The organism is Mycobacterium sp. GA-2829, assembly GCF_001499965.1.
Classification (GTDB): domain Bacteria; phylum Actinomycetota; class Actinomycetes; order Mycobacteriales; family Mycobacteriaceae; genus Mycobacterium.
This window is the reverse complement of the sequence record NZ_LQIT01000034.1, coordinates 24319-47632: the sequence shown is the minus strand read 5'-3', so window position 1 is coordinate 47632 and position 23314 is coordinate 24319. Positions and strand designations below refer to the sequence as shown.

The window sequence follows — 23314 nt, the reverse complement described above, 5'->3', positions numbered from 1 at the left end:
AATCAAAGGAGCTCGACAGTGCAGTCGGATATGGCTGATCGCGTTGTCGTCGTGACCGGGGCCGGAAACGGTCTCGGGCGGGCGCACGCGCTGGCGTTCGCATCGGCGGGTGCTGCCGTTGTCGTCAACGATCTCGGCGGCAGCCGCGACGGTAGTGGCGGTGGGTCCGCCGGAGCCGCCCAGCAGGTGGTCGATGAAATCACCGCAGCGGGTGGGCGGGCAGTCGCCAACACCGACGACATCAGCACGTGGGACGGCGCGAGATCGCTGATCCACCAGGCGGTCGATACCTTCGGCGGACTCGACGTCCTGATCAACAACGCAGGGATTCTCCGCGACCGGATGTTGACGTCGATGTCCGAGGCCGAATGGGACGCGGTGATCGCCGTCCACCTCAAGGGCACCTTCGGGCCGACCAGGCACGCCGCGGAGTATTGGCGCAATCGCGCCAAGAACGGCGAGTCCAACGACGCTCGCGTGATCAATACCACCTCGCCGTCGGGCCTGTTCGGCAGCCCGGGGCAGACGAACTACGGTGCGGCGAAAGCGGGTGTCGTTGGATTCACCTTGATCGCCGCGATGGAGCTACAGCGTTACGGTGTCACCGTCAACGCTGTCGCCCCGACGGCGCTGACGAGGATGACCGACGACCTTCCCGCCGCACGCGAGATGGCCGAAAAGGTAGACCTTGCGCCCGAGGGTGTCTCACCGGTGGTGCTGTGGCTGGCGAGCCCCGCCGCCCGTGAGGTGACCGGTCGGGTGTTCGCCGCGATCGGCGGTACGATCGCCGTGGTCGAGGGATGGGCTTACGGTCCGGAGATTCGCAGCGACGAACGCTGGACCATCGACCGGCTCAACGAGGAGATGCCCGCACTGCTCGCCAAGGCGGCGCCTAATGCCGACATGACCGGGCACCGGCCTGCGCAATGAGCACCACGACCACCCATCCGGCGCAGAGCCTCGTCGGAAAAGTGCTGTTCAGCTACGACATGCCGATCGAACGCGGCAAGATCCGCGAGTTCGCTGCGGCGACCGGTGCAGCTGGCGCCATTTACGATGGCCCCAATCCACCTGTGCCGCCGACCTTCCTGGCCTCGAGCATGCACTGGGAACCGCAGGACCCACCCCTGGCCACGCTCCTGGGCCTGGACCTGGGACGGGTGCTGCAGGGAGGTCAGGAGTACACGTTCGTCGGACCGCTGCTGCGCGCCGGCGACAGCCTGCATGCCGAGACATCGGTCGAATCGGTGACGGACAAGCGGAGCAGTCGGGGTGGCGCGATGACGGTCATCGTTGTACTCACCCGATTCACGCGGCCCGATTCGACGGTCGCGGCGGAGGCCCGCGCAACCGTGATCGAGCGGGGGGTGTTGTGACGACCCGCCTGAGATTCGACGACGCGGTCGCTGGGACGCGGCTACCGGACCGCACCTTCGGTCCGCAGACACACACCGATATCGTCCGATACCAGGGTGCCAGTGGCGACTTCAACCCCATCCACCACGATCCCGAATTCGCCAGGACCGCAGGCATGCGCGGAGTGTTCAGTGTCGGGATGCTGCAAGCGGGGTACCTCGGAACGTATTGTGTCGACCTCTTCGGCGCGGAAAGCGTGCGTCGTATCGCCGTGCGATTCGCCGAACAGGTCTGGCCCGGTGACATTTTGGTGTGCGGTGGGGCGATCACATCCGTGCAGTCAACCGATGCCGGCACCACCGCTGAGCTCGAACTGTCGATCTCGCGCGTCGGAGGCGGAATGGCTGTTTCGGGTACCGCCACGGTCAAACTCGAACTGGCCGAAGACGTCGAAAGGAACACACCGTGAGTGCTCCGGTCACATCTGAAGTCGTACCTGTCGCCGAGTACCTGGTTCTCGGAGACCACCCCCACCTTGCGGGCTTCCGGTGCGCCGAATGCGGCGCCATCTATCTGCTTCGCCGATCGGCGTGTTCTCGTTGCGGGGCAGCGGATTTCGGCGCGCGCGAAGATCTGGGTGACAGCGGTGTGGTAACGGCCGCAACTGTCGTCCATCGCGGCCCCCAGGGCGTTCCGACGCCGTTCGTCAGCGGCGTCGTGGCGTTGATCGGCGGCGGTTATGTGCGAACCAATCTCTCCGGGGCGGTCGATGACGTCGTCGCCACGATCGGGCGTCGGGCAGTGCTGCGAACGCGCCGGGTCGCGACCGACAGTCGAGGCGTGGAAGCCATCGGATACGAGTTCGAGGTGCAGCAGTCATGACCGAAACGGTATGGATCGTCGGTGCAGCGATGACGAAGTTCGGTCGCTTTCCCGAGTCCGACGTCGTCGATCTCGGCGCGGCCGCGGCGCGCGCTGCGCTGGCCGACAGCGGAACCACCATTGGGCAGATGCAGACGGTCGCAGTGGGGAACGTCTTTGAAGCTATCACCGGGGTGGGGCAGCGCATCATGCACCAGATCGGCCAGACGGGAGCGCCCGTCTACAACGTGTCGAATGCGTGTGCCACCGGCGCAACCGCGATGCGCACCGCCCTGCTCACTCTGCGTGCTGGTGAGGCGGACTTGGCGCTCGCGGTCGGCTGCGAGCAGCTCGGCAAGCGCGGGCTGCTCGCAGCCGGCGAGGAACCGCGCGGCTCGGAGTTCACCCCGCGCGGTCGGGACGGTTCGGTCGTCGATCCCGAAGGCGTGATGGGCAGCTCACTGATGCCGTCGGTGTTCGCCGAGGCGGGTGTCGCGTACCTCGCGCGCAACTCCGAGGCCTCGGTCGAGCACTTCTACAAGGTGGCGCAGAAGAACCATTTGAACTCGACGCTCAACCCGTTGGCGCAGTACCGTAAGGAGTTCAGCCTCGAGCAGATCGCCGGCGGCGAGGTGATCGCGTATCCGAACACCGCGCTGATGTGCTCGCCTACCGGAGATGGAGCAGCGGCGGTCGTGTTGGCCACCGATTCGGCGTTGGACAAGCTCGACCCCGGCGTCCGGGCACGGGCGGTCAAGGTGAGCGCGTCGGTGCTCGTCAGCGACCCCTGGGTCGAACAAGCGGAGGCGTGCTGGGACGTCGACACGATCACCCGGAACGCCGCTCATCAGGCATACGAGGCCGCCGGGCTGGGGCCCGCCGACCTCGACATGGTGGAGTTGCACGACTGCTTTGCGACCGCCGAACTGGCGCACTACGAGAACCTCGCACTCTGCCAGCCCGGCGGCGCTGCGGACTTCCTGGATTCTGGGGCGCCGTGGCGCGGCGGCAGAACACCGGTCAACATCTCGGGCGGGCTGTTGTCGAAGGGACACCCTCTGGGTGCCACCGGTATCGCGGGAATCTACGAGGTCGTGACGCATCTGCGGGGTGAGGCCGGTGACCGCCAGATCGACGGCGCTCGCGTCGGGCTGGCCCATGTCCTGGGCCTGGGCAGCGCGTGCGCGGTGCACGTCCTCGAGCGCCGGGCCGCCTAGCGCCATTGGACCCTTTCCCAAGCCCACGAAACGGGTAGGGTATTGACTAACCAGGTTATCTAGAAGGAGTTGACCATGCCGCTGCAGGATCACATGCAGTTGATTTCGGTGGACGACCATCTGATCGAGCATCCCCGGGTGTGGGCCGATCGGTTGCCGGCCAAGTACGCCGAGCTCGGCCCGCGCATCGTGGAGGTGCCGCGCGCCAAGGGCGGCGCGCCCAGCCAGGTGTGGGAGTACCAGGGCAAGACCTACCCTCAGATCGGTCTGAACGCCGTCGCGGGCAAGAAGCCCGAGGAGTACGGCATCGACCCGTCGCGGTTCGACGAGATGTTGCCGGGGTGCTACGACCCGGTGCAGCGGCTCGCCGACATGGACCTCGACGGGGTGGAAGCCGCTCTCTGCTTCCCCTCCTTCCCCCGTTTCGCGGGCACCGTGTTCCTTGAGGGCGCCGATCGTGACGTTGCGCTCGCGTGTGTGCGGGCGTTCAACGACTTCATCCTCGACGAATGGTGTGCCGCGGCGCCGCACCGATACATCCCGCTGGTCGTCCTGCCACTGTGGGACGTGCAACTGTGCGTCGACGAGGTGCACCGCACCTTCGCCAAGGGCGCCAAGACCATCGCCTTCCCGGAGAATCCGGCACCACTCGGTCTGCCGTCGATCCACACCGATCACTGGGATCCGCTGTTCTCGGTCGCCGAAGAGTACGACCTGCCGCTGTCGATGCACTTCGGTACGTCGGGACAATCCCCGAAGCCCTCGCCGGAGGGCCCGATGGCCGTGAGCATCACCCTGTTCGGTACCAACTCGATGTCCGCCCTGACGGACCTGCTTTTCTCGCCGGTCTTCCACCGGCATCCGAAGCTGAAGGTGGCGCTGTCGGAGGGCGGCATCGGTTGGGTGCCCTACATGCTCGAGCGCGCCGACTATGTGTGGGAGCGGCACCGCTTCTACCAGAACGTCAATCAGGAGCGGCGGCCGTCCGAGCTGTACTTCCAGCACGTCTACTCCTGCTTCATCGAGGATCGGCACGGCCTCCACAACCGTGATGAGGTCGGCATCGACAACATCCTGTGGGAATGCGACTATCCGCATTCGGACTCCAACTGGCCGAACAGTCGCAAGATCGCCGAGGAGGTTTTCATGAAGATCCCCGACGAGGACGTCCACAAGATCGTCGAACTCAACGCCCGCAAGGTGTTCAACTTCCCCCGCGTCGAGAAATGAGCCAGGACCCCGTGGCTCCCATCCCGCCGGAGGAGATGCTGGGGCCGTCCGATTGGGACGACGAAGACCTGCTCACGGTCGTCGAGGCGTCAGAACGTCTCGTCGAGGAGATCAAGGCGTCCCGTGAACGGATTCGCCAAGCCGAGGAAGTGCTGGCCGACGGCGCCAACACGCCTGCGACTGAGGCCGCAGGCGTCGATGCGGAGCGGAAGCGACTCGAGGAACTGATACGGGCGGCGGAGCGAATCAAGGCTGCACAAGCCAATGCACCCCGGTGAGTGAGGTGCCGTCGATTTCCCAGAGCCAGTCGGTTTGCGCCGTCGTGTTCGACATGGGCGGCGTCCTCACCGTCGACCCATTCGAAGACTGTCGCCAATACGCCAGCGAACTCGGGGTGCCCACCGACACGTTCGTCGAACAGTTGCGTGGCCCGGTCTTCGCGCAGGTGGAGACCGGTGATCGCACGGTGCGCGACTTCTTGAAGTTCGCGTGCCGAGATGTTGAGGAACGTCACGGGGTGTCGGTCGACATTCGTCGGCTAGCGAAATGCTTGGCTGCCGGTCAACGGGTCCGGCCCGAGATGGTCTCGTTGATCGGCGAACTGACCGATAAGGGCGTCAAGGTTGGTCTGCTGACGAACAATGCCAAAGAAGCGAAATCGTGGTGGAACAGCGGTGTCTTGCCGGTGGACAGATTCCATGCGATCGTCGATTCGTCAGAGGTAGGCATCCGCAAACCCCATCCGGCGATCTTCGTGCTGACTGCCGAGCGCATGGGATGTGCAGTGAGTGATCTGCTGTACTTCGACGACTCCAAAGAAAACGTCCTCGGCGCCACGACGGCTGGTCTGGTGGGGGTGATCTTCACCGACGCGGGCGAGTGCCGACGCGTCTGTGCAATTCACGGACTGCTCGACTGACGGTCAGCGACCAGGCCGGTCGGTCAGTGAGCGACACGTAGCGTCACGTCGTTTCCTGCCCGCCGCCAAGCCAAACCTGAGCGCTGGAGCCCGGCTCTACGCCCCTCAACGCCTTGGTGAAGCGGTCGAGGTTGGCAGAGCTCTTCAGCCAACGAGGGTGGCTGCGGATCCCATCCGCGAGTGTCCGAACTCGGTGAGGTTCTTGATCCGACGCGCCGAGTGCGAACCAGGCTCGCCCCTGCGCGGCGTGACTCAGCGTGACGAACGTCTGCGCGAGCCTCGACGGCACGTTCCGTACGACATCGATGCGCCCAGATAGAGGTTCGATGCGCGACGTCGCCGCGGCCGGTAGCGCCATGACGGTTGACGCGTCAAGGTAGTTGTGTTGCCGCCGAAGGTATTTGCCCGCCGCGGTTTCCGCCCACACCTCGTTCGGGAGGTTGCCGGCGATCTGGTCGGTGAACGCGACGAGGTCGAGGCCGATCTGCTCGCACGATGCCGAGAACTCGACCGCGTCCTGCACTGGCGGGCTGAAACGTCCGTAGACGCCGACATCAACGATGGATTCTTTCGAGACATTGCGTGCCGCCGAGTGGTGAGTGACCTCCGTCACGGTAATCGTATAACCAGGGCATGGCAGGTACCGGCCGCACGCTTTCCGGACGGATTGCGTCACGTAATCTCGGTCAGAGGCTAAGGTTGTGCTTCATGCCACAGTCGGAATAACATATAACCAGGTTAGCTTTATTCGTGCTGGGTGAGATTGCGAAGGTGAGATGACGGGACGAGTTCTGGTCACTGGAGGCACCGGTGCAGCCGGCGCGGCGACCGTCAAGTGGCTCAAGCGCATAGGGGCCGACGTCGTCGTGCTGGCCCGCCGGACCCCCGCGGTTCCGATCGCGGGAGTCGAGTACGTGGCCGCCGACATTCAAGACGCGGCCGGGGTGTCCCGCGCTGTCGCCGGTTGCGACGCGATCGTCCATTTCGCGTGGACGGTGTCGGCCATGCAGAGCGCCGAGGTCGCTGAGGGCATCGATATCGGCGGCACCACCAATTTGCTGCGGGCAATGTCGGAGCACGACTGTCGCCGCATGGTGTTCGCGTCCTCGATCACCGTGTACGGAGGTCACGCCGATCACCCGCAGCCCTTCACCGAGGACGAGACCCCCCGTCCCGCCGCGTCGTTTCACTACGAGCGCAACAAGGTCCGCGCGGAGAAGATGATCGTCGAGTCCGGTGTGGAGGCGGTCAACGTCCGGCCGACCGTCATCGTCGGACGTTCCTCCTGGAGCGCGCCGGCCAACATCTTCCGTCAGCCGGTCGTCGTCACGCCCGGACCCGAGGCGCGTATGCAGCTGATCCACGTAGACGACGTCGGCCGGTTCTGTGCCCAAGCCGCACTTGGCGGACCGACCGGCACCGTCAACCTCAACGCCGACGATGCCCTGACATTCACCGAGATGGCCCGCATCGTGGGACGTCCCGTCGTGAACTCCGGCGAGCAGTTCGCGAAGACTGTCGCCGGTGTACTGGGGAAGGCCGAGCGATTCAGTTCGGTACCCGACCTCATCGACCTGTTCCTGCACTATCCGAAGGGTGACACACGCCGGTTGCGCGAGGAATTCGGCTTCACGTGCGCCTACTCCTCAGCCGACGCCGTGGCAGACATGACCGACTGGTCCTCGAGCATGTGGACCGTCGGAACCCGGTCCGTTCGCAAGCCGATCCGGCTGGCCGTGCCTACGGTGTACCCACGGGTGACATCGGGTTCCAACGGCGCTGCCACGCGGATCATGCCGCCCGAGTACACGGGCGAGTTCGACAGTAAGACAGCTGATCCGCAGCTGCCGGAGTGGAGCGCGGCGAATCTGTCGGAGGCCTTCCCAGGGCCGATGACGCCATTCTCGCTCGGCTTGGCCAACCGCATCCTGTTCAGCGGCGCCAACATGCTCGACCACCTTTTTCCGATGGATCGTGACCTCATCACCACGGTGAGCACCAAACAGGTCGGCACCATCGGGCATCGCCTGTACAACAACATGACAGTGATGAAGAGGCTCGCCGAGGTCGTACCGGGCCAGACGCCCGAGAGCTTCGAATTGCAGATGAACGGCACCCCGCTGCCGGAGGGCTACCGTCATCCGCCGTTGACCGTGAACGACGCCGTGGCCGGGCTGAAAGCCGCACTCAAGGGCGGTCCTCAGATCGCAGGCCTGGGCCGCGAGGTGGCGGACATGGAGCGGCGTGCCAACAAGTTGATCGCCGAAAGAGGCGATCTGGCCGCGCTCACCGACGAGCAGTTGTTGTCGCGCATCGAATTGGTCTGCGACCTCGTCGTCCGCGCGTGGGACCTCAACAACATGAACACCTTCATGGTGAGTCTTCCCATGAATCTGATCACGCAGCGGTACGGCGAGCGCGCCGCGATGAACGTTCGTGCGGGCACGCAAAACCTGCGTAGCGCCGCGTTGCTGCGCGGAGTGCGTGAACTGGCCGACGTCCTCGCCGCCGACGCCCACCTCCGCGTACTCATCGAGAACAGTCCACGTGAGGTCGTCCTGGACAAGTTGCGCAGCGACGCCCCCGCGTTCGCCGCCAAGTTCGATCAGTTGGTCGCCGATTGCGGGCATCGCGGTCCCGGGGAGACGGAGTTGAGCAACCCGGTGTTCGCCGATGCTCCGGAGTTGCTGCTGCGCGCGGTCGTTGGCAGCATACGCACTGCGGCCCCTGCGCCGGCTGCGGAGTCCCGCTCACCTCTGGCTCGAGCGCTCACACGGCTGGCGGTGGGCGCCATGGAGCGCCGCGAGCACGGGCGCGACGTCTCCATGCGCATCACCTATGAGTTGCGGCTGGCGCTCCGAGAATGGGGCCGGCGGCTCGCCGCACGGGGCACGCTGACGTCTGCGGATGACGTCCACTATCTGTCAATGGACGAGATCTACTACCCACCGGTCGATTCGAAGGATCTGGTGACACGCCGCCGGGCCGAGCGGGCGCGTCTGGCTGCGCTCGACTATCCCGTGCACTTCACCCAACCCTGGACACCGGAAGACGTCAGCGCGGTGCGCGACGACCTGATCACCGGTCAAGCCGTGTCACCGGGAGTGGCGCGCGGGCCCGTCCGCATTCTCTCGCACCCGGATGACGACTTCGAGCCGGGGGAGGTGCTGGTCGCCAATGTGACCGACACGGGTTGGACACCGTTCTTCGGCTGCGCGGCGGCGATCGTCACGAACGTGGGCGGGCCGATGTCACACGCCGCCATCGTGGCCCGGGAATTCGGCATTCCCGCCGTCGTGAACACCGCGACGGCGACACAGAGATTGACCAACGGCCAACTGGTAGAGGTCGACGGCACCGCAGGCGCGGTGCGCATCATCGACGACGAACACAACGAGCGTTAGGAGCGCGCAACCATGTCAACGAAGGGCGATTACGGACATCGCACCATTGTCGGGACCTACGAGCCCGCCGCCGCCGACGGCGATCCGACGCGCACCTACTTCGGTTTGTCACTGTCGTGCACGTGGTTCTACTTGAACTTCCGCGACGCCGACGGCAAGCTGCACTTCGCATACCGCACAGTGCTCGGTCTCGAGGGATCAATGCACTTCACGTGCAACGAATCTCGGGATGGGGCGTTGCGCAAGGTCGCGATGCCGGAGGGCCGAGAGTTTTTCCGCGGTCCGGTTGTAACCACCGTCGCCGATGACGTCTATCGCATGCGAAGCAAGCCCGCGGAGCCCGGATACGCCACCGGGCAACCGTTCGAATTCAGCCGTACCGATGCGGAACTGACCTACCACGAGGGCGAGGAACTGCAGTTCAGCGGCCGGCGCATCGGCCCCGGCATGCAGGTATACGTCCCCAGCGGTCCGACACCGTTGTTCTACACCTCGCTGCAGCACCGCGTCTCCGGCACCGCGTTCGGCAACCCCGCCGAAGGCTTCCTCTGGCTGGATCAGTGTTATCTGCCGCCGGGGGTCACGTGGCGCAACAGTGACTTCTTCAAAGGCGTCGAGCTCGCCTGGACGCCGTTCGGCACCGAGTTCTCGGACGGGTCGGTCGAGATGGGACACATCTGCTACGGCGCGAACGGATTCAACTTCGCGCTCATCGCCACCGGCGACGGCGAGGTGCTGCACTGCACCTCAGATGTCGCCGCGCGTGACATCAAGTACAAGCCCGACACGTTCCCAGAGCACATGTACTACGAGGTCGACGGTGTCGACTGGGAGTGGTCGGCCGTCGATGACGGTGAACTACCTGACCAGGCCTCCGGGCATGATTTCTACCGCTCTTCCGAGGGATATCTTCGCCGCGCGGGTGAAACGCGGACACCGGTGGTCTACCACTCGTACAACGAATTCTTCCCGCCCGCCATCAATGCCTGGGAGACGACTGGGCGGATTATCGGTCGATGACGCGCGTTCGGCCGGCACCCACTCCCGATGAGCTGGAGTTCTGGCAGTCGGGAACCGACGGCACGCTGCGCATGCAGCGCTGCCGGCCCTGTTCACGTTGGCAACACCCACCGAATCCGGTGTGCCACCGCTGTTTGTCACGTGACGTGGCCTACGAACCCGTCAGTGGGAACGGCACCGTGTACTCGTTCACGGTCAATCACCAGCCGTGGCTGCCGCATCTGACCGAACCGTATGCGGTCATCGTGGTCGAACTCGACGAACAACCCGGTCTGCGGTTCGTCAGTCGTATCGTCGGCACCCCCGTCGATGACGTCGCGATCGGAATGCGGGTGCGTGTCATGTTCGAGGCGCTGAGCGATGAACTTTTCGCCCCGCTCTTCACGTCCGCAGAAGGGAGCAGACGATGACACGTCCGGAGCAGCATGCGGTGATCCGAGGCTTCGGGTCCTCCACGGTGGGGCGGCGACTACCAGTCAGTGAGATGGCTCTGACCGTCGACGCATGCCTGGCCGCGCTTGCCGACGCCGGCGTCTCGCGCGATGAGATCGACGGGCTGGCCACCTTCCCCGGAGGAGGATTCGACACCCCCGGACTTTCCGGGCCGGGCGCTGACGAAGTCCACGCAGCTCTGGGGCTATCCACGAACTGGAAGTACGGGGGGCCCGAGGGAGGTCAACTCGGCGGCTTCTTCTCGGCGGTTCTCGCGGTCGCTACCGGGCTCGCCCGTCATGTCCTCGTATACCGCACTGTCGGAGAAGCGTCCGCCCAAGGCGCCGCCGGGCGGGCCGCGGCACTGGCCGGTGGGGCCGATGCCGCGGTGTCGGGATTCCGAAGGTGGCTGGCGCCCTTCGACGCCCATTCGCCGGTCAACTGGATCGCTCTGTACGCGCAACGGCACATGCATGAATTCGGCACCAACCGAGAGCATCTGGGCACGATCGCCGTCAACAACCGGCAGAACGCAAGCGGCAATCCCAACGCGGTGTACCGCACACCGATGACGCTCGAGGACTACTTCGGTGCGCGGATAATCTCGACGCCATTCGGCATGTACGACTGCGACGTTCCGTGCGACGGATCCGTCGCATTCGTGGTATCCCACGTCGATACCGCCGACGACGGGCCGCACCCCTCCATCGGCATCGAGTCGATCGGCTGGGCGATGCGGCACCGACCACTGTGGGATCAGTGGCCCGACTGGACCGAGATGGCGGCATGGGACGCCGCCGCACACCTCTGGGAGCGCAGTGACCTCACCGCCGCCGACGTCGACCAGGTTCAGCTCTACGACGGCTTTTCCTTCCTACCTTTGATGTGGCTCGAGGCTCTGGGCTTCTGCGGGAAGGGCGAGTCAGGCCCGTTTCTCTCGGCGGGCAAGCAGATCGCACTCGACGGACCACTTCCGCTGAACACCGGCGGCGGTCAACTGTCGGGCGGTCGGCTGCACGGCTGCGGCCTGCTGTACGAGGCATGTGTGCAGTTGGCGGGCCGCGGCGGCGACCGGCAGGCGGGCGAGCCCAACACGGTGGCCGTCGGAGTCGGCGGTGGACCCACCGCGGGCGCGGCATTGCTGGTGCGCCGATGAGCGGGTCCGTCGAAGTGGTGCTGATCCGGCACGGTCTTCCGAACCGGATCGAAAGCGTTGCCAACCCGGATCCCGGACTCACCGAGGCCGGATTCGCCCAGGCGAGAGCCGTTGCCGAGGTGCTGGTCAACCTGCCGGTTCGCACCATCGCGAGCAGCCATATGCAACGCGCGCGTCAGACCGCCGCGCCCACCGCAGAGAAACTCGGCCTTCGGGCCGCTGTCGACGACGACTTGGCCGAGTTCGACAACGGGGCGGACTTCTACATCCCGATCGAGGACATGATCGCCGAGGGCGACCCTCGCTTGGACCGATGGCGGGAATTGATGGCACAACCCGACATGGCAGGTCCCCTCGCCGACTTCCGTCGAGCCGCGATCGCTGCAGTGGAACGAATCGCTGTGACAACCTCCTCCGGTATCGCCGCAGTGTTCTGTCACGGTGGCGTCATCAGGACCTGCGTCGAACGGGCCCTCGGCGGCACGCGCGTGCCACTCACCGAACCGCATTACGGCTCTCTCACGCGCATCGCCGTTGACTCCGACGGCCAATGGAAATTGCGTACTTACAACGAGCTTCAGCACATCGAGCGGCTGACGACACAACAGGAGGAGCACAATGAGCTTCCGCGATGAGGGCAAGGTGTACCTCGAGGTCGGCGTCAACGAAGTGGTCAGCAAAGACGACAATCCCCACGTGCCGTACGGCGCCGAGGAGACCGCGCGGAATGTCGTCGAGTGCATCCAGCACGGCGCCACCGTGGTGCACTTCCATGCCCGATACGACGACGGTAAGCAGGCCTGGGTCGACGATGAGGTCTCGCGTGCGGTTCTCTCGACGGCCGCTCGTGACGTAGACCCGCTGGCATATCCAAGCTACCACGGCAGCCTCGACCACATCTGGGCTCTGGCGGAGCGCCCGCCGACCGGGACGAGGCTCCTGTTGACGCCGTTCGATCCCGTGCAGCACATCAAGCGTGTGCTGTGGCTTGAGGACGAAAACCGTTTCGGCGTAGTGAGTTTCGGTCCCGACGATCCCAACAACTCCAACCCACCGTACCCGCCGGAGTTGGACCGGTTCGCTGACCTCGGGCTGGTGCCGAACATCGCGGTGTTCAACGCTGCGGACATGCGCTGGGTGGCGCTGGCCGCCCGTATCGGCGTGCTCCGCCAGCCGCTGAACATCAAGCTGTTCTTCTCGGATCGATGGGTGTCTAACAACGACCCCGACCCAGATGTGATCGACTTCCTCATCTCGCGCATCCCCGACGACATCGACCATGAGACCGTCGTTGTGCCCTATGCGATGAGCTCGGTCGAGAGGTGCGAACGGCTCTGGGAACGAGCGCTCGACCGCGGGCTGGGAATCCGCGTGGGGGTAGGCGACTGCCCGTGGGCGTACCCGACCGCGACCAATGCGGAGATGGTCGACCGCGCGGTCGACCTGATCACGAAGCGGGGCTTGACTCCGGCCACACAAGCCGACCTGCGCGCCCGAGTGGGAGCGCCGGCGGTGGCAGCGGCGGCGCCATGAAGGTAGCTGTCGACTCGGAGCGTTGCATGGGCCATGGGCAGTGCTACGCCCACGGACCAGACGTCTACGAACCCGATGAGGAGGGTTTCTGCGTTGTCCTGAAACCCTTCGTTGAGGGTGACCAACTGAAGCAGGCCGTGGCTGGTGCCGAGGCTTGCCCTGAATCCGCGATCTCCGTCAGCGAGGACACAGATGCCTGAACAAAACGCCGACACCGCGGCGCAGTTCGATCCCTTCACGCCCGTCGAGGATCCTTATACGCCGCTCGGCGAGGCCGCTGCACGTTGCCCGGTGGTACGCGCTCCTGGCGGTGCGGTGGTCATCACCGGCGCTGCGAATGTGGCGACCGTCTTCAAGGATTCGGCGTCGTTCCGCAGCGAGTTGCGCCCGCCGAAGCCCGGCACCCAACCCAGCCTGGTGCACCTCGACGGTGACGAGCACACGCGAATGCGCAAGCTCGTCGTCAAGGCGTTCACGCCGCGGGCGGTCAAGAAGCTCGAGGGCCCGACCTACGCCATCGCCCACGAACTGATCGACCGCTTCATCGCCCGCGGCACCGCGGACATGTGTGCGGAGTTCGCGTTCCTGTTGCCGGCCATGGTGATCGCCGAACTGGTCGGCATCCCGGCCGGCGATCGCTCGCAGTTCGTCCAGTGGGCGGACGATGCGATCACCGCCGCCGGTCCGGGTTCCACCGGCTACGCAGCGTCTGATCCCGACCTCCGCGCTTATGTCCTGCACATCATCGACCAGCGGCGTGACGCCCCCGGCGACGACCTGCTGAGTCACCTGATCCAGGTCCATGACGGCGAAGACCGGCTCAGCACTGATGAATTGGTCGCGCTGGTGCGGATGCTGATTCTCGCGGGAACGGACACCACGGCCAATCTCATCGGGTCGATGCTGCATCAGCTGCTTGCGGCTCGGTCCCGATGGGAGCGGCTCCAGGCCGATCGAACGCTCATCCCGAACGTCGTCGAGGAGACACTGCGCTACGACCCGCCGCTGTACTGGGTGCCTCGGAAGGCGGCGGTCGACGTCGAACTCGCCGGAACCACCATCGCGGCGGGTTCGCTGGTGTGCAACGCGGTCGGGCACGCGAACCGCAGCCTTGAAGGGCTCGTGCGCCCCTACGAGTGGGACATGGACCGCCCTGCCGCGCGCAACCGAAATCACCAGACGTTCGGCTTCGGCGAGCACTTCTGCATCGGATCTTCGTTGGCGCGTCTCGAGGCCACCATCGTGCTCGAGGTGCTGCTGGACCGACTCCCCGACCTGGCACTGGCCGACGACTACACCTACGAACCGCACGGTCCGTTGATGATGCGGGGCGTCAAGCGCATGCCCGTCGTCTTCACCGCAGGGGCGCCGCAGTGACGTCGCTCGACACGGTCGGCACCCGTCTGCTCATCGACGGTGACCTGATCGCGGATGTCGGCGCGACGTTCGACGTCGTGAATCCCTCGACGGGTGAGGTGGCGCGCACTGTGCCGCTCGGCGGTCCGGCGCACGCGGATGCGGCACTCGCTGCGGCGCGTCGCGCGTTCGACGGCGGCGACTGGTCCGGAATGTCGGCTGAGCAACGTGGCCGAGTTTTGATTCGGCTGGCCGACCTCGTCGAAGCGCACACCGAGGACTTCACCCACTTCGTCGAGACCGAGGTGGGCACATGCCGCCGGGTGGCCGGGCCGGGCCAGGTCATCCGCCCGATGGACCATTACCGGGACATGGTGGCGAAGGCGTGTTCTGAACTGGGTCGGACTCTCCCGCAGCTGCCCGGCCCGCCCGTCACCGGCCAGCGCGTGGTCCGCGAGCCGTGGGGGGTGGTTGCCGCCATCACCCCGTGGAACGCCCCACACCTGCTCAACCTGTGGAAGGTGGCACCGGCGCTGGCGACCGGTAACACCATGGTGCTGAAGCCGGCACCCGAAGCGCCCAGCTGCGCACTGCTGCTCGGCGAACTGGCAGCGCAAGCTGGAGTGCCCGCAGGGGTGCTCAACGTGGTGACCGGCGGTGCCGAAGTCGGCCAGGCCCTGGTGGCCGACCCGCGCGTGGACATGGTGGCGTTCACCGGCTCATCGGAGGTCGGCCGTGCCATCGCCCAATCGGCTGCCGCCACCCTCAAGCACACCCTGTTGGAGCTCGGCGGGAAGTCAGCCCTGCTGGCGCTTCCCGATGCCGACGTGCCGTCGCTGGTCGCGGCAGTGATGCGGTTCGTCACCCTTGCCGGTCAGGGATGTGGGCTACTGACCAGAGTCCTCGTTCCGGATGCGTTGCACGACAGTGTGGTCGACGCATTGACGGAAGCCATGCGTCAGGTGCGGGTGGGGCCGGCCGATGACCCGTCGACCGTGATGGGCCCGGTCATCTCGGCGGTAGCCCGGGACCGCATCGAAGCCACTGTCGATGCCGCCGCCGCCGAAGGCGCGCGTATCGCGTTCGGAGGTCGACGAGCCGACGGCGTCCCGGATGGCGGATTTTACGTGCAGCCAACGCTTTTGACCGACGTCACGAATGACATGACGGTGGCTCGCGAGGAGGTCTTTGGACCCGTCATCGCTGTCATCCGGTACAGCGGCGACCCCGATGAAGGGGTGCGGATCGCGAACGACAGTCCTTACGGGCTGGTCGGCGCGGTGTGGACAGCTGACACGACGCTCGGGTTGCGGGTGGCGAGCCGCATCCGTGCGGGGCAGGTGCGCGTCAACGCCACCGCGTCCAGTAACGAAGCACCTTTCGGCGGATACAAGCAGTCCGGGGTCGGGCGCGAAGTCGGCTGGGAAGGCCTGCTCGAGTACACCACCGTGAAGTACGTCGCTTGGCAGATCCCGACGTCCGCTCGATAAAAGAGACATCTGAGGAGATACACGAGATGACTTCAGCGCCCGTGGTCGGCGATCTCGATTTCGCCACGTCCGTCAGCTGTTACCAGCCGGACCTGGCTGTGCACCTGCCGACCGCGCGGCCCCTGGGGCTGACCGAGGAGTCGATGTACCTCTACGGTGGGTGGCGCGACCAGTCCGGCGCACTGCACATCGTTGAACGAAAGTTCTGCGGGCCGATGACGGCCGGTCTCTGGATGATGACCAACCGATCGGGCAAGGTGACGCTGGCGCCCGAGTCCCTGCAGACGGTCCGCGGCGAAGTGAAGCGGGAGTATTCGGCCACCGAGCATCACTTGCACGGCTCGTTGCTCGGAAAGGCCGGTGGCGCACCGGAAGAGGGACTTGACTACCGGCTGACGCCGAGCGCGATGCACTGGCGCGAGGGCACCATTCTCCAGCTCGACGGCGCCCTGGTCGGCCCCGGCATCCAGATAGCGTCCGTCGACCACAATGAGCCGTTCTTCTACACCAGTGAGCTATACAAGGTCAGTGGTTCGGTCCTTGGCGAGGATGTCGAAGGGTTCGTATTCCTGGACCACGGGTACTGGCCGCACGGCCGGGACTGGAAGGAATACCAGATCTTCAACGGCACTCAGCTGTCGTGGTCGGCCTTCGCCACCGAATTCGCCGACGGTCACGTCGAATGGGGACAGGTCGCGATCGGCCGGCAGAGGTTCAACTTCGTTGCGGTGGCTGACGAGAACGGTCCCCTGGTGATGGACGTGGACACTGCCGGCGGCGTCGACCCCGACCCCGCGGACTGGGCACAGCGGATCGGGTACCAGGCACATGATGGCCGTACGTGGGTGTTCGAATTGGAGCCGGGTGGTCAGATGTCGCAGTTCTCGGCGGCTCGGTGGGGCGGTTACCGCGCTCAGGCCGGCCGGATTTCACGCCACGGCGACGACCGCGACGTCAAAGTCGCCTTTTCGTGGGGGGAGTCGTTCATGGAGCGCTTCCGTGAAGAAAACGTCGGATCGGTTGACGAACTGCTGTCGGCCGCTCGCTGATGGACCGAGCACGTCGCATAGACGTCACTTTGAGAGGAGTCGTCCAATGCGCAGCCATCTGTGCGTACCGGCCTGCGCGGTCCTGCTAAGCGTTGTCGCGTGTTCGTCCGAAGAAGGCCCGCCTCCACTGCCCGCCGGCGCACTGCAGCCCGGAACCGCGACGGTGGTCGTGGCTTCGGAGCCCGAGTTGACCGAGACCGCCGTGAAGTGTCAGGCCTTGGGCAACACCCTGACGAAAATCGCCATCGGGAGCCCGGCGAACGGAATCGATATCACGCTCGACAACGCCAGCGGGGTAGCCGCCAAGTCGTTGATCATCCGCGATGTCGGTGGATTCACGGGCAGTTTCTGGGAAGGGCTGCAAGGGACGGCCGAGTCCAGCGTGGTCGGCGGGACGATCAAGATCGACGGCGACGCCAGGGGTTACGCCACCCGTGAACCGAGCTTGTCCAAGATGAGCGACTTCCGGATCAGCGTCGCGTGCTGACGCACTGGGCTCAACCGTCGCCGGTCCGATGAAGTGCGGGACACCGAATCTGCACTTCGAGACCTTCGACGTGTGTGTGTCGGCGACCGTCGCCGCCGAGCGTCGAGGACATCGCGCCAGCTTCTTCACCAGTCAGATGCAGGGCTACTACGACCCGGAAGTACTCGAGGCGGTGACCGGACGACGCCTCGGTAGTGATCGCATCGGTATGGGCTTCCCGGATCCCGCACCGGTGATTTCCGCTGCAGGGCAGGCCACGAACGGCATCGAGCTGGTGGTCAGCGCTTACGACACCGTGCGTCGTGGACCTGCGGTGCTGGCTCAAACGCTGCTGACGTTGGATCATGCCACCAAGGGGCGCGTCGTGCTAGCGCTCGGGGCAGGCGAGGTGAAACAGCTCGCCGGCTACGGCTATTCCCGAAAGGGCGCACTGGGCAGGCAGATCGACAGCCTGCGCTGCCTCCGGGCGCTCCTGGACTCGGACGGCGCACCGGTGCACGTCGACGGCGAGTATTGGCGGTTGGACGGCGGTCGGATGCCGATCCGCCCGTACGGGGATCGTCCGCCGCCGGTGTGGTCGACACCGGGTCCGCCGTGGGAGGTGCTCGGCGGGTGCGCCGACGGCATGCTGACGAGCCTCAAACGACATCGAGGGGGAGTGCCCGGCTTTCGGCATGACGTCGAGCAATTCCGGGCAGCGACGAAGGATTGCGGACGCGGCATCGAACGGATCGACGTGGCGGGTGTGGCCCTGTGCCTGATCGCCGAAGATCAAGCGACACTGCGCGAGTTGTGCGAGAGCCGAGTCGCCCGCTTCTACACGATGCTGCTCGGCGCCGACCGAGGCGTGCAGTGGCGCGCGAGAGGTTACGTGCACCCGCTGGGCGACGACTGGGGTTACGCCCGACACGCGGCGCCAGGACGTGCAACCGCAGACGAGTTGAATGCCGCAGTGGACGAGGTTCCACCAGAGGCCGTCGGTGATCTCGCGTTCTTCGTTGGGACTCGCGAACAGGTCGCCGAGACGCTGGCGGAGTACGCCATGTCCGGCCTGACCTATGCGTCCATCGTGGACTACAGCGGACGTATAGAGCCGGCACTGGCCGAGCGCGCCAAGGACAACATCGAATTTCTCGTCACCGAACTGCAGGCCCTCCCCGAAGGCGGATGATGATTTCGCGTCGTACCAAAGCGCTCACACGAACATCGCGTAATGGAGAGCGGGCAGTGGCCTCCGCGATCGCGTTGGCCGCGCTCAGTGCACTAGCTGCGGCCGTTGGGAACTCGACGACGGTCGATCGTGTGCTCCGGCGCATCCTGCCGCGTCTGTCGTCCGCGGGGTCCGTGGTGCCGCTGGCCTCAATCAGCCTGTTCGCCAGTGAGTTTCCTCTTCATCTGATGGCCGGTGAAGCCGCGACCGCGTTGATGGTGGGGCCTCGCGCGATACGTCGGCGACGGGGACGGTGGGCGCTCACGGCCGTGGCGACCTCGTGGTTCGGACTCTGCCGTGCGCGTCGCCGGGGCCTGGCTACTGCCGCCGTCCTCGACCAGGCGTTGAGTGGTGCACTCGGCTCAGACTACAAAGCGACGCTCCCGGAGGCCGTTCGACAGGACACACCCATGCGGCTGCAGGACACGTGGTTCCCCAGGTTCAGCGAGCGTCGCCGGTATCTGCGGCACGCCGACTTGTCGTACGGGACGGCGGGCGTCAGAAACAACCTGGACATCTGGCATCGCGAAGACCTGCCGCGCGATGGCCGGGCGCCCGTTCTCGTCCAGATTCACGGAAGCGCCTGGGTTGCCGGCAGTAAGCGCGGGCAGGGCTATCCGCTCATGGCGCACATGGCCGAGCGGGGCTGGGTGTGTGTGGCGATCAACTATTCCCTGGCGCCGGCCGCGCGCTGGCCGGCTCACATCGTCGACGTCAAGCGCGCTTTGGCTTGGGTCAAACGCGAGATCGCCGACTACGGCGGGGATCCGAATTTCGTGGCATTGACCGGCGGTTCGGCGGGAGGACACCTGACTGCGCTGGCCGCCCTCACCCCGAACGAGCCGGTGTTCCAGCCCGGCTTCGAAGACGCGGATACCTCGGTGACGGCGGCGGTCCCGTTCTACGGCGTCTACGACCTGCTCGACCGAAGCGACAAGGCGCCTCCGGAGCAGAGATTGTTCCTCACCAAGATCGTGATGGGGGCCTCGCCCGAGAGGGCTCCCAGTCTGTGGAACGAGGGATCGCCGATCCACTGGATCCGGGAGGATGCGCCGCCGTTCTTCGTACTGCACGGCTCAATCGACACTCTCACCCCGCCTTCGACCGCACGTACCTTCGCAGAGGAACTTCGCAAGGTGTCCGGCCAACCGGTCGTATTCGCCGAACTGCCTGGGGCACAACATATGTGGGAGGCAGTGCCCAGCGTCCGCACGGCGGCGACCGTCGCCGCCGTCGATCGGTTCCTCACGACGATTCACCGCAGGCATGGCGGTGGACCGCCGGCCTCAGCTTGACTCGCTGATCCGCATCATGGCGGAGGTGAGAAGGCACTCACATCGACATCTTGACGTGTCGGGGCCTCCCCGCCGTCATGAATTTGGAGTTAGGAGTCCGTGATGAGCCTGGTGGTACCCCACTCCGTCGGTATCGTCGGCGCCGGTCTGTCCGGACTCGCCGCCGCGATGTATTTGCGACACGCCGGATGTCGCGACATCGCCGTCTACGAAAAGGCCGACGATCTCGGCGGTACGTGGCGTGACAACCGGTATCCCGGCCTGTACTGCGACGCACCAGCGCGCATGTACTGCTACTCGTTTGCTCCCAATAGCACATCACCAACCCTGTTCGCCGACGCGAAGAACATTCACCGCTACCTGAGCGATACCGCGCGAACTTTCGGTGTTTCCGACCTCATTCAGTATCGCGCGGAGGTCACGGGCGCCGACTGGCACGACGGGGCATGGACCCTGACACTCGCCGATGGAAGCACGCGGCGGCACGACGCCGTCGTGCTCGCCACCGGCTACCTCCACCACCCGACGCTGCCAACCATCGCGGGCATGGGCGACTTCGCAGGCCGGTCCTTTCACTCCGCCCGTTGGCCTGAAGGTCTCGACGTGTCCGGACTGCGCGTCGGCGTCATCGGCGCCGGGTCGACCGGCGTCCAGATCGTCACGGCATTGTCCGAGTCGGGCACGCGTGTGGTGCACTTCCAGCGCACCCCGCAGTGGATCATCCCGTTCCCCAACCTCCGCTACAGTCGGCGAAGCGTCGAACTCCATAAGCGCGTTCCGGCCATCGCGCGGCGTCGACATAGTCGCTACACGAAGCTGTTCGTCCCGCTGGGCAACGCGGCGCGCTACGACGGAGTCATGCGCAAACTGTTCAAGCTCGCCGCGCACCACGGCCTTCGTACCGTCCGCGACAGGGATCTGCGCAAACGCCTGACGCCTGACTATGAGATCCTGTGCAAGCGCACGATTCTCTCCGGTGGGTACTACAGGGCGATCCAGCGTCCGAATGCCGCGCTCATCACGGACCGCATCGAGCGGATCGTGAACCGTGGCATCATCACCGGCGACGGCGTACTTCACGAACTCGACGTCATCGTCTATGCGACGGGCTTCGACGCGCACGCCTACATGCGCCCGATGAACGTCCGCGGCATCGACGGTGAATCCCTTGACGAGGCGTGGAGCAACGGCGCACGCGCCCATCGCAGCGTCATGGTCCCCGGATTCCCAAATCTCTTCCTGACAACCGGCCCGTACAGTCCGCTGGCCAACAGTTCGATCGCCACGGTGGCCGAAGCGCAGGCGGCGTTCCTGGTGCGCGCGCTGCAGAAGGCGACCCTTGCCGGCGCGCGCGCACTGCATCCGACCGTGGCGGCCACCGATCGGTTCGAGGCGCGGATCGCAGCCGCCATCGCGACGACCGTGTGGGCAACCGGCGACTGCAACAGCTGGTACCTGGACGGTGACGGGCGGATCGAATTGTGGCCTTTCGCAGTCGACGAACACACGAATGAGCTCCGCGAACCCGACCTGGACGAGTACGAACTCATCTATGACAGCGCAGGAGGATTCAATGCCGAGATTGTCGGCCAACACCATGAGGGCGATCACGAGGCTAAGCGGGCGTCCGCTGCTCGACGCGCGAACACCGCTGCGGCTGCAGAGGTTCGCCACTGACCAGTTGGCGAAGGTCCTGCCGCCGCCGAAGGGGTCCACGGTCGAAATCGTCGCACTGGGGAACGTGCCCGGACGCCGCGTGACGTGGGGTGCCCCCGACCTCACCCGCGCGGCCATCCACCTGCACGGAGGTGCTTACGTCTTCGGATCATCGAAATCGCACCAAGGCCTCGGCGGGCAGGTCGCCATGCGGCTCGGATGCCCCGTCTACGTGCTCGACTACCGGCTCGCCCCCGAGTATCCGTGGCCGGCGGCTGAGGACGACGCCTTCGCCGCCTTTCAGGCGCTGGTCGCGTCGGGGATAGCGCCGAGCGACGTCGTGGTCACCGGCGACTCCGCAGGAGGCGGGCTCGCGGTCGGGCTTGCCCTGCGGGCCATTGAGGCGGGCCTGGAACCTCCCGGGATGCTGGCGATGCTGTGTCCGTGGGTCGATCTGTCGCCCAATTATCCCGTTGAGAACAACGATCCGGCGTTGACGCCGGAGTTCCTCGCGGTGGCGGCGGCGCGCTACCTGGCCGGTACGACACCCGACCATCCGGCGCGTGAGCTTCTCTTGGCCGATCTGACCGGACTGCCACTGATCCTGATGCAGATCTCGGACGATGATCCGAGCACGCCTGACAGCGTCCGCTTCGCCGAACGCGCACGATCCTTCGGTGTCGAGGTGGTTGACCAAACATTCACGGGCGTCTGGCACGGTTTCCAGGCGTACGCTGGCATCCTCCAGAGCGCCGATGACGCACTGGATTCCGTTGCTGCACACGCTCGTAGGGTTTGGGCCGAGGCGGGTGCTGCGCGGCGATGACACGTGTCGCGGTGGTAACGGGCGCGGCCAGTGGCATGGGCCGCCTGTCCGTCGAACGGCAAGCGACGGCCGGGTGGACGGTGATCGCAGTGGATCTGCCCGGCGAGCGACTCGACCAGTTGGCGCAGACACCGGGTGTGTTTCCGTCGCCGTGCGATGTGAGCGACCCTGAACAGGTCGGCGCGCTCACCGCGGCAGTGATCGAACGTTTCGGGTCGGTCGACCGTCTCGTCAACGCCGCGGGCATCGCCATTCCCGGCGCCATCGTGGATGTCAGTGCCGCGGATTTCGAGCGCATCACCAACGTGAACTACCTCGGCACGGTGCACTGGGTACGGGCCGTCGTTCCCCATATGCGGGCGCAGCGTTCGGGCGACCTCGTGCTGTACGCGTCGTTCGCCGGATTCCTGCCCACCCCTGGAATGGGGGCTTACGTCGCCACCAAGTTCGCGCTCGTCGGCTTCACCGAGACACTCGCGATGGAGTTGTACGGAACGGGCATCAGGATTCGCGTGGTGTGCCCGTCCGCGGTGGCGACTCCCATGCTGGACGGCATCTTCGCCAACGGGCTCTTAGACGGAATGCGCAAGCTCTCCCGTACCACCGCGCCGGAAACCGTCGTCGACGCTGTCGACGCGTCGCTGCGGCGGCGTCGCCAGAGCGCCTTCGTCTTTCCCGATCTCACGACGAAAGTGCTCTGGAGAGTGCGGCGGTTCGCCCCCGGACTGCTCGCGTACGCGACACGGCGGATCAGCGAATACGCTCAGAAGTGAGGTAGCACAGCTCGCACCGGCATCGGCGCGGGCGCTGAGTGTCG

The 23314-nt window shown here is 65.7% G+C and carries 25 protein-coding genes; 24 read left to right on the top strand and 1 reads right to left on the bottom strand.

Annotation, left to right across the window (positions count from 1 at the left end):
- Positions 1-30: 30 nt before the first annotated feature.
- The 8 genes from AU194_RS19870 (at position 31) to AU194_RS19840 (ending at position 5583) form a co-directional block, all read left to right on the top strand.
- On the top strand, positions 31-930 hold the full coding sequence (locus AU194_RS19870; RefSeq protein WP_059090980.1) for an SDR family oxidoreductase: 900 nt from the start codon (positions 31-33) through the stop codon (positions 928-930).
- On the top strand, positions 927-1376 hold the full coding sequence (locus AU194_RS19865) for a MaoC family dehydratase N-terminal domain-containing protein (protein WP_082698725.1): 450 nt from the start codon (positions 927-929) through the stop codon (positions 1374-1376). Before AU194_RS19870 ends, AU194_RS19865 begins: the two co-directional genes overlap by 4 nt.
- Positions 1373-1825 carry a MaoC/PaaZ C-terminal domain-containing protein gene (locus AU194_RS19860; protein ID WP_059090979.1) on the top strand — a complete coding sequence of 151 codons (453 nt, stop codon included), beginning with the start codon at positions 1373-1375 and terminating at the stop codon, positions 1823-1825. Before AU194_RS19865 ends, AU194_RS19860 begins: the two co-directional genes overlap by 4 nt.
- Positions 1822-2238, top strand: coding sequence for a Zn-ribbon domain-containing OB-fold protein (locus AU194_RS31900; RefSeq protein ID WP_157576277.1), 417 nt, complete (start codon positions 1822-1824; stop codon positions 2236-2238). Before AU194_RS19860 ends, AU194_RS31900 begins: the two co-directional genes overlap by 4 nt.
- Positions 2235-3434 (top strand): beta-ketoacyl synthase N-terminal-like domain-containing protein, encoded by a 1200-nt coding sequence (locus tag AU194_RS19855; protein ID WP_059090978.1) that lies wholly within the window; start codon positions 2235-2237, stop codon positions 3432-3434. Before AU194_RS31900 ends, AU194_RS19855 begins: the two co-directional genes overlap by 4 nt.
- A gap of 75 nt (positions 3435-3509) precedes the next feature.
- Positions 3510-4664 (top strand): amidohydrolase family protein, encoded by a 1155-nt coding sequence (locus AU194_RS19850; RefSeq protein ID WP_059090977.1) that lies wholly within the window; start codon positions 3510-3512, stop codon positions 4662-4664.
- Positions 4661-4942 carry a hypothetical protein gene (locus AU194_RS19845; RefSeq protein ID WP_059090976.1) on the top strand — a complete coding sequence of 94 codons (282 nt, stop codon included), beginning with the start codon at positions 4661-4663 and terminating at the stop codon, positions 4940-4942. The genes AU194_RS19850 and AU194_RS19845 overlap by 4 nt, the downstream gene beginning before the upstream one ends.
- Positions 4939-5583 (top strand): HAD family phosphatase, encoded by a 645-nt coding sequence (locus AU194_RS19840; RefSeq protein WP_157576274.1) that lies wholly within the window; start codon positions 4939-4941, stop codon positions 5581-5583. Before AU194_RS19845 ends, AU194_RS19840 begins: the two co-directional genes overlap by 4 nt.
- A gap of 43 nt (positions 5584-5626) precedes the next feature.
- Here AU194_RS19840 and AU194_RS19835 read toward each other — a convergent pair whose 3' ends face one another.
- The gene (locus tag AU194_RS19835) at positions 5627-6196 is read right to left on the bottom strand and encodes an LLM class flavin-dependent oxidoreductase (protein ID WP_197417679.1); all 570 of its coding nucleotides are present in this window, start codon (positions 6194-6196) and stop codon (positions 5627-5629) included.
- Between the two features lie 163 nt (positions 6197-6359).
- Between AU194_RS19835 and AU194_RS19830 the strand changes: the two genes are divergently transcribed.
- The 16 genes from AU194_RS19830 (at position 6360) to AU194_RS19755 (ending at position 23270) form a co-directional block, all read left to right on the top strand.
- Positions 6360-8987: an NAD-dependent epimerase/dehydratase family protein gene (locus tag AU194_RS19830; protein ID WP_059090973.1), complete on the top strand. Its 2628-nt coding sequence runs from the start codon at positions 6360-6362 to the stop codon at positions 8985-8987.
- Between the two features lie 12 nt (positions 8988-8999).
- Complete coding sequence (locus AU194_RS19825; RefSeq protein ID WP_059090972.1) at positions 9000-10007, top strand: hypothetical protein; 1008 nt, start codon at positions 9000-9002, stop codon at positions 10005-10007.
- Positions 10004-10417 (top strand): Zn-ribbon domain-containing OB-fold protein, encoded by a 414-nt coding sequence (locus tag AU194_RS19820; RefSeq protein ID WP_059090971.1) that lies wholly within the window; start codon positions 10004-10006, stop codon positions 10415-10417. The genes AU194_RS19825 and AU194_RS19820 overlap by 4 nt, the downstream gene beginning before the upstream one ends.
- The gene (locus tag AU194_RS19815) at positions 10414-11595 is read left to right on the top strand and encodes a thiolase family protein (protein WP_059090970.1); all 1182 of its coding nucleotides are present in this window, start codon (positions 10414-10416) and stop codon (positions 11593-11595) included. The genes AU194_RS19820 and AU194_RS19815 overlap by 4 nt, the downstream gene beginning before the upstream one ends.
- The gene (locus tag AU194_RS19810) at positions 11592-12230 is read left to right on the top strand and encodes a histidine phosphatase family protein (RefSeq protein ID WP_059090969.1); all 639 of its coding nucleotides are present in this window, start codon (positions 11592-11594) and stop codon (positions 12228-12230) included. Before AU194_RS19815 ends, AU194_RS19810 begins: the two co-directional genes overlap by 4 nt.
- 7 nt (positions 12231-12237) lie before the next feature.
- Positions 12238-13128 carry a 3-keto-5-aminohexanoate cleavage protein gene (locus tag AU194_RS19805; protein WP_231743490.1) on the top strand — a complete coding sequence of 297 codons (891 nt, stop codon included), beginning with the start codon at positions 12238-12240 and terminating at the stop codon, positions 13126-13128.
- Entirely contained in the window at positions 13125-13328 is a 204-nt protein-coding gene (locus AU194_RS19800) for a ferredoxin (RefSeq protein ID WP_059090967.1), read from the top strand. The genes AU194_RS19805 and AU194_RS19800 overlap by 4 nt, the downstream gene beginning before the upstream one ends.
- Entirely contained in the window at positions 13321-14505 is a 1185-nt protein-coding gene (locus AU194_RS19795; RefSeq protein ID WP_059090966.1) for a cytochrome P450, read from the top strand. The genes AU194_RS19800 and AU194_RS19795 overlap by 8 nt, the downstream gene beginning before the upstream one ends.
- Positions 14502-15974: an aldehyde dehydrogenase family protein gene (locus AU194_RS19790; RefSeq protein ID WP_059090965.1), complete on the top strand. Its 1473-nt coding sequence runs from the start codon at positions 14502-14504 to the stop codon at positions 15972-15974. Before AU194_RS19795 ends, AU194_RS19790 begins: the two co-directional genes overlap by 4 nt.
- On the top strand, positions 15947-17023 hold the full coding sequence (locus AU194_RS19785) for a hypothetical protein (RefSeq protein ID WP_231743489.1): 1077 nt from the start codon (positions 15947-15949) through the stop codon (positions 17021-17023). The genes AU194_RS19790 and AU194_RS19785 overlap by 28 nt, the downstream gene beginning before the upstream one ends.
- A 46-nt stretch (positions 17024-17069) precedes the next feature.
- Positions 17070-17510 carry a lipoprotein LpqH gene (locus AU194_RS19780; protein WP_082698722.1) on the top strand — a complete coding sequence of 147 codons (441 nt, stop codon included), beginning with the start codon at positions 17070-17072 and terminating at the stop codon, positions 17508-17510.
- A gap of 76 nt (positions 17511-17586) precedes the next feature.
- Positions 17587-18681, top strand: coding sequence for an LLM class flavin-dependent oxidoreductase (locus AU194_RS19775; protein ID WP_197417678.1), 1095 nt, complete (start codon positions 17587-17589; stop codon positions 18679-18681).
- Between the two features lie 56 nt (positions 18682-18737).
- A complete protein-coding gene (locus tag AU194_RS19770; RefSeq protein ID WP_197417677.1) occupies positions 18738-20015 on the top strand; it encodes an alpha/beta hydrolase in 1278 nt (425 codons plus the stop codon).
- A gap of 102 nt (positions 20016-20117) precedes the next feature.
- A complete protein-coding gene (locus AU194_RS19765) occupies positions 20118-21692 on the top strand; it encodes an NAD(P)/FAD-dependent oxidoreductase (protein ID WP_059090960.1) in 1575 nt (524 codons plus the stop codon).
- A 4-nt stretch (positions 21693-21696) separates the two neighbouring features.
- A complete protein-coding gene (locus AU194_RS19760; protein WP_059090959.1) occupies positions 21697-22497 on the top strand; it encodes an alpha/beta hydrolase fold domain-containing protein in 801 nt (266 codons plus the stop codon).
- Positions 22494-23270 carry an SDR family oxidoreductase gene (locus AU194_RS19755; protein ID WP_082698719.1) on the top strand — a complete coding sequence of 259 codons (777 nt, stop codon included), beginning with the start codon at positions 22494-22496 and terminating at the stop codon, positions 23268-23270. Before AU194_RS19760 ends, AU194_RS19755 begins: the two co-directional genes overlap by 4 nt.
- Positions 23271-23314: the final 44 nt, after the last annotated feature.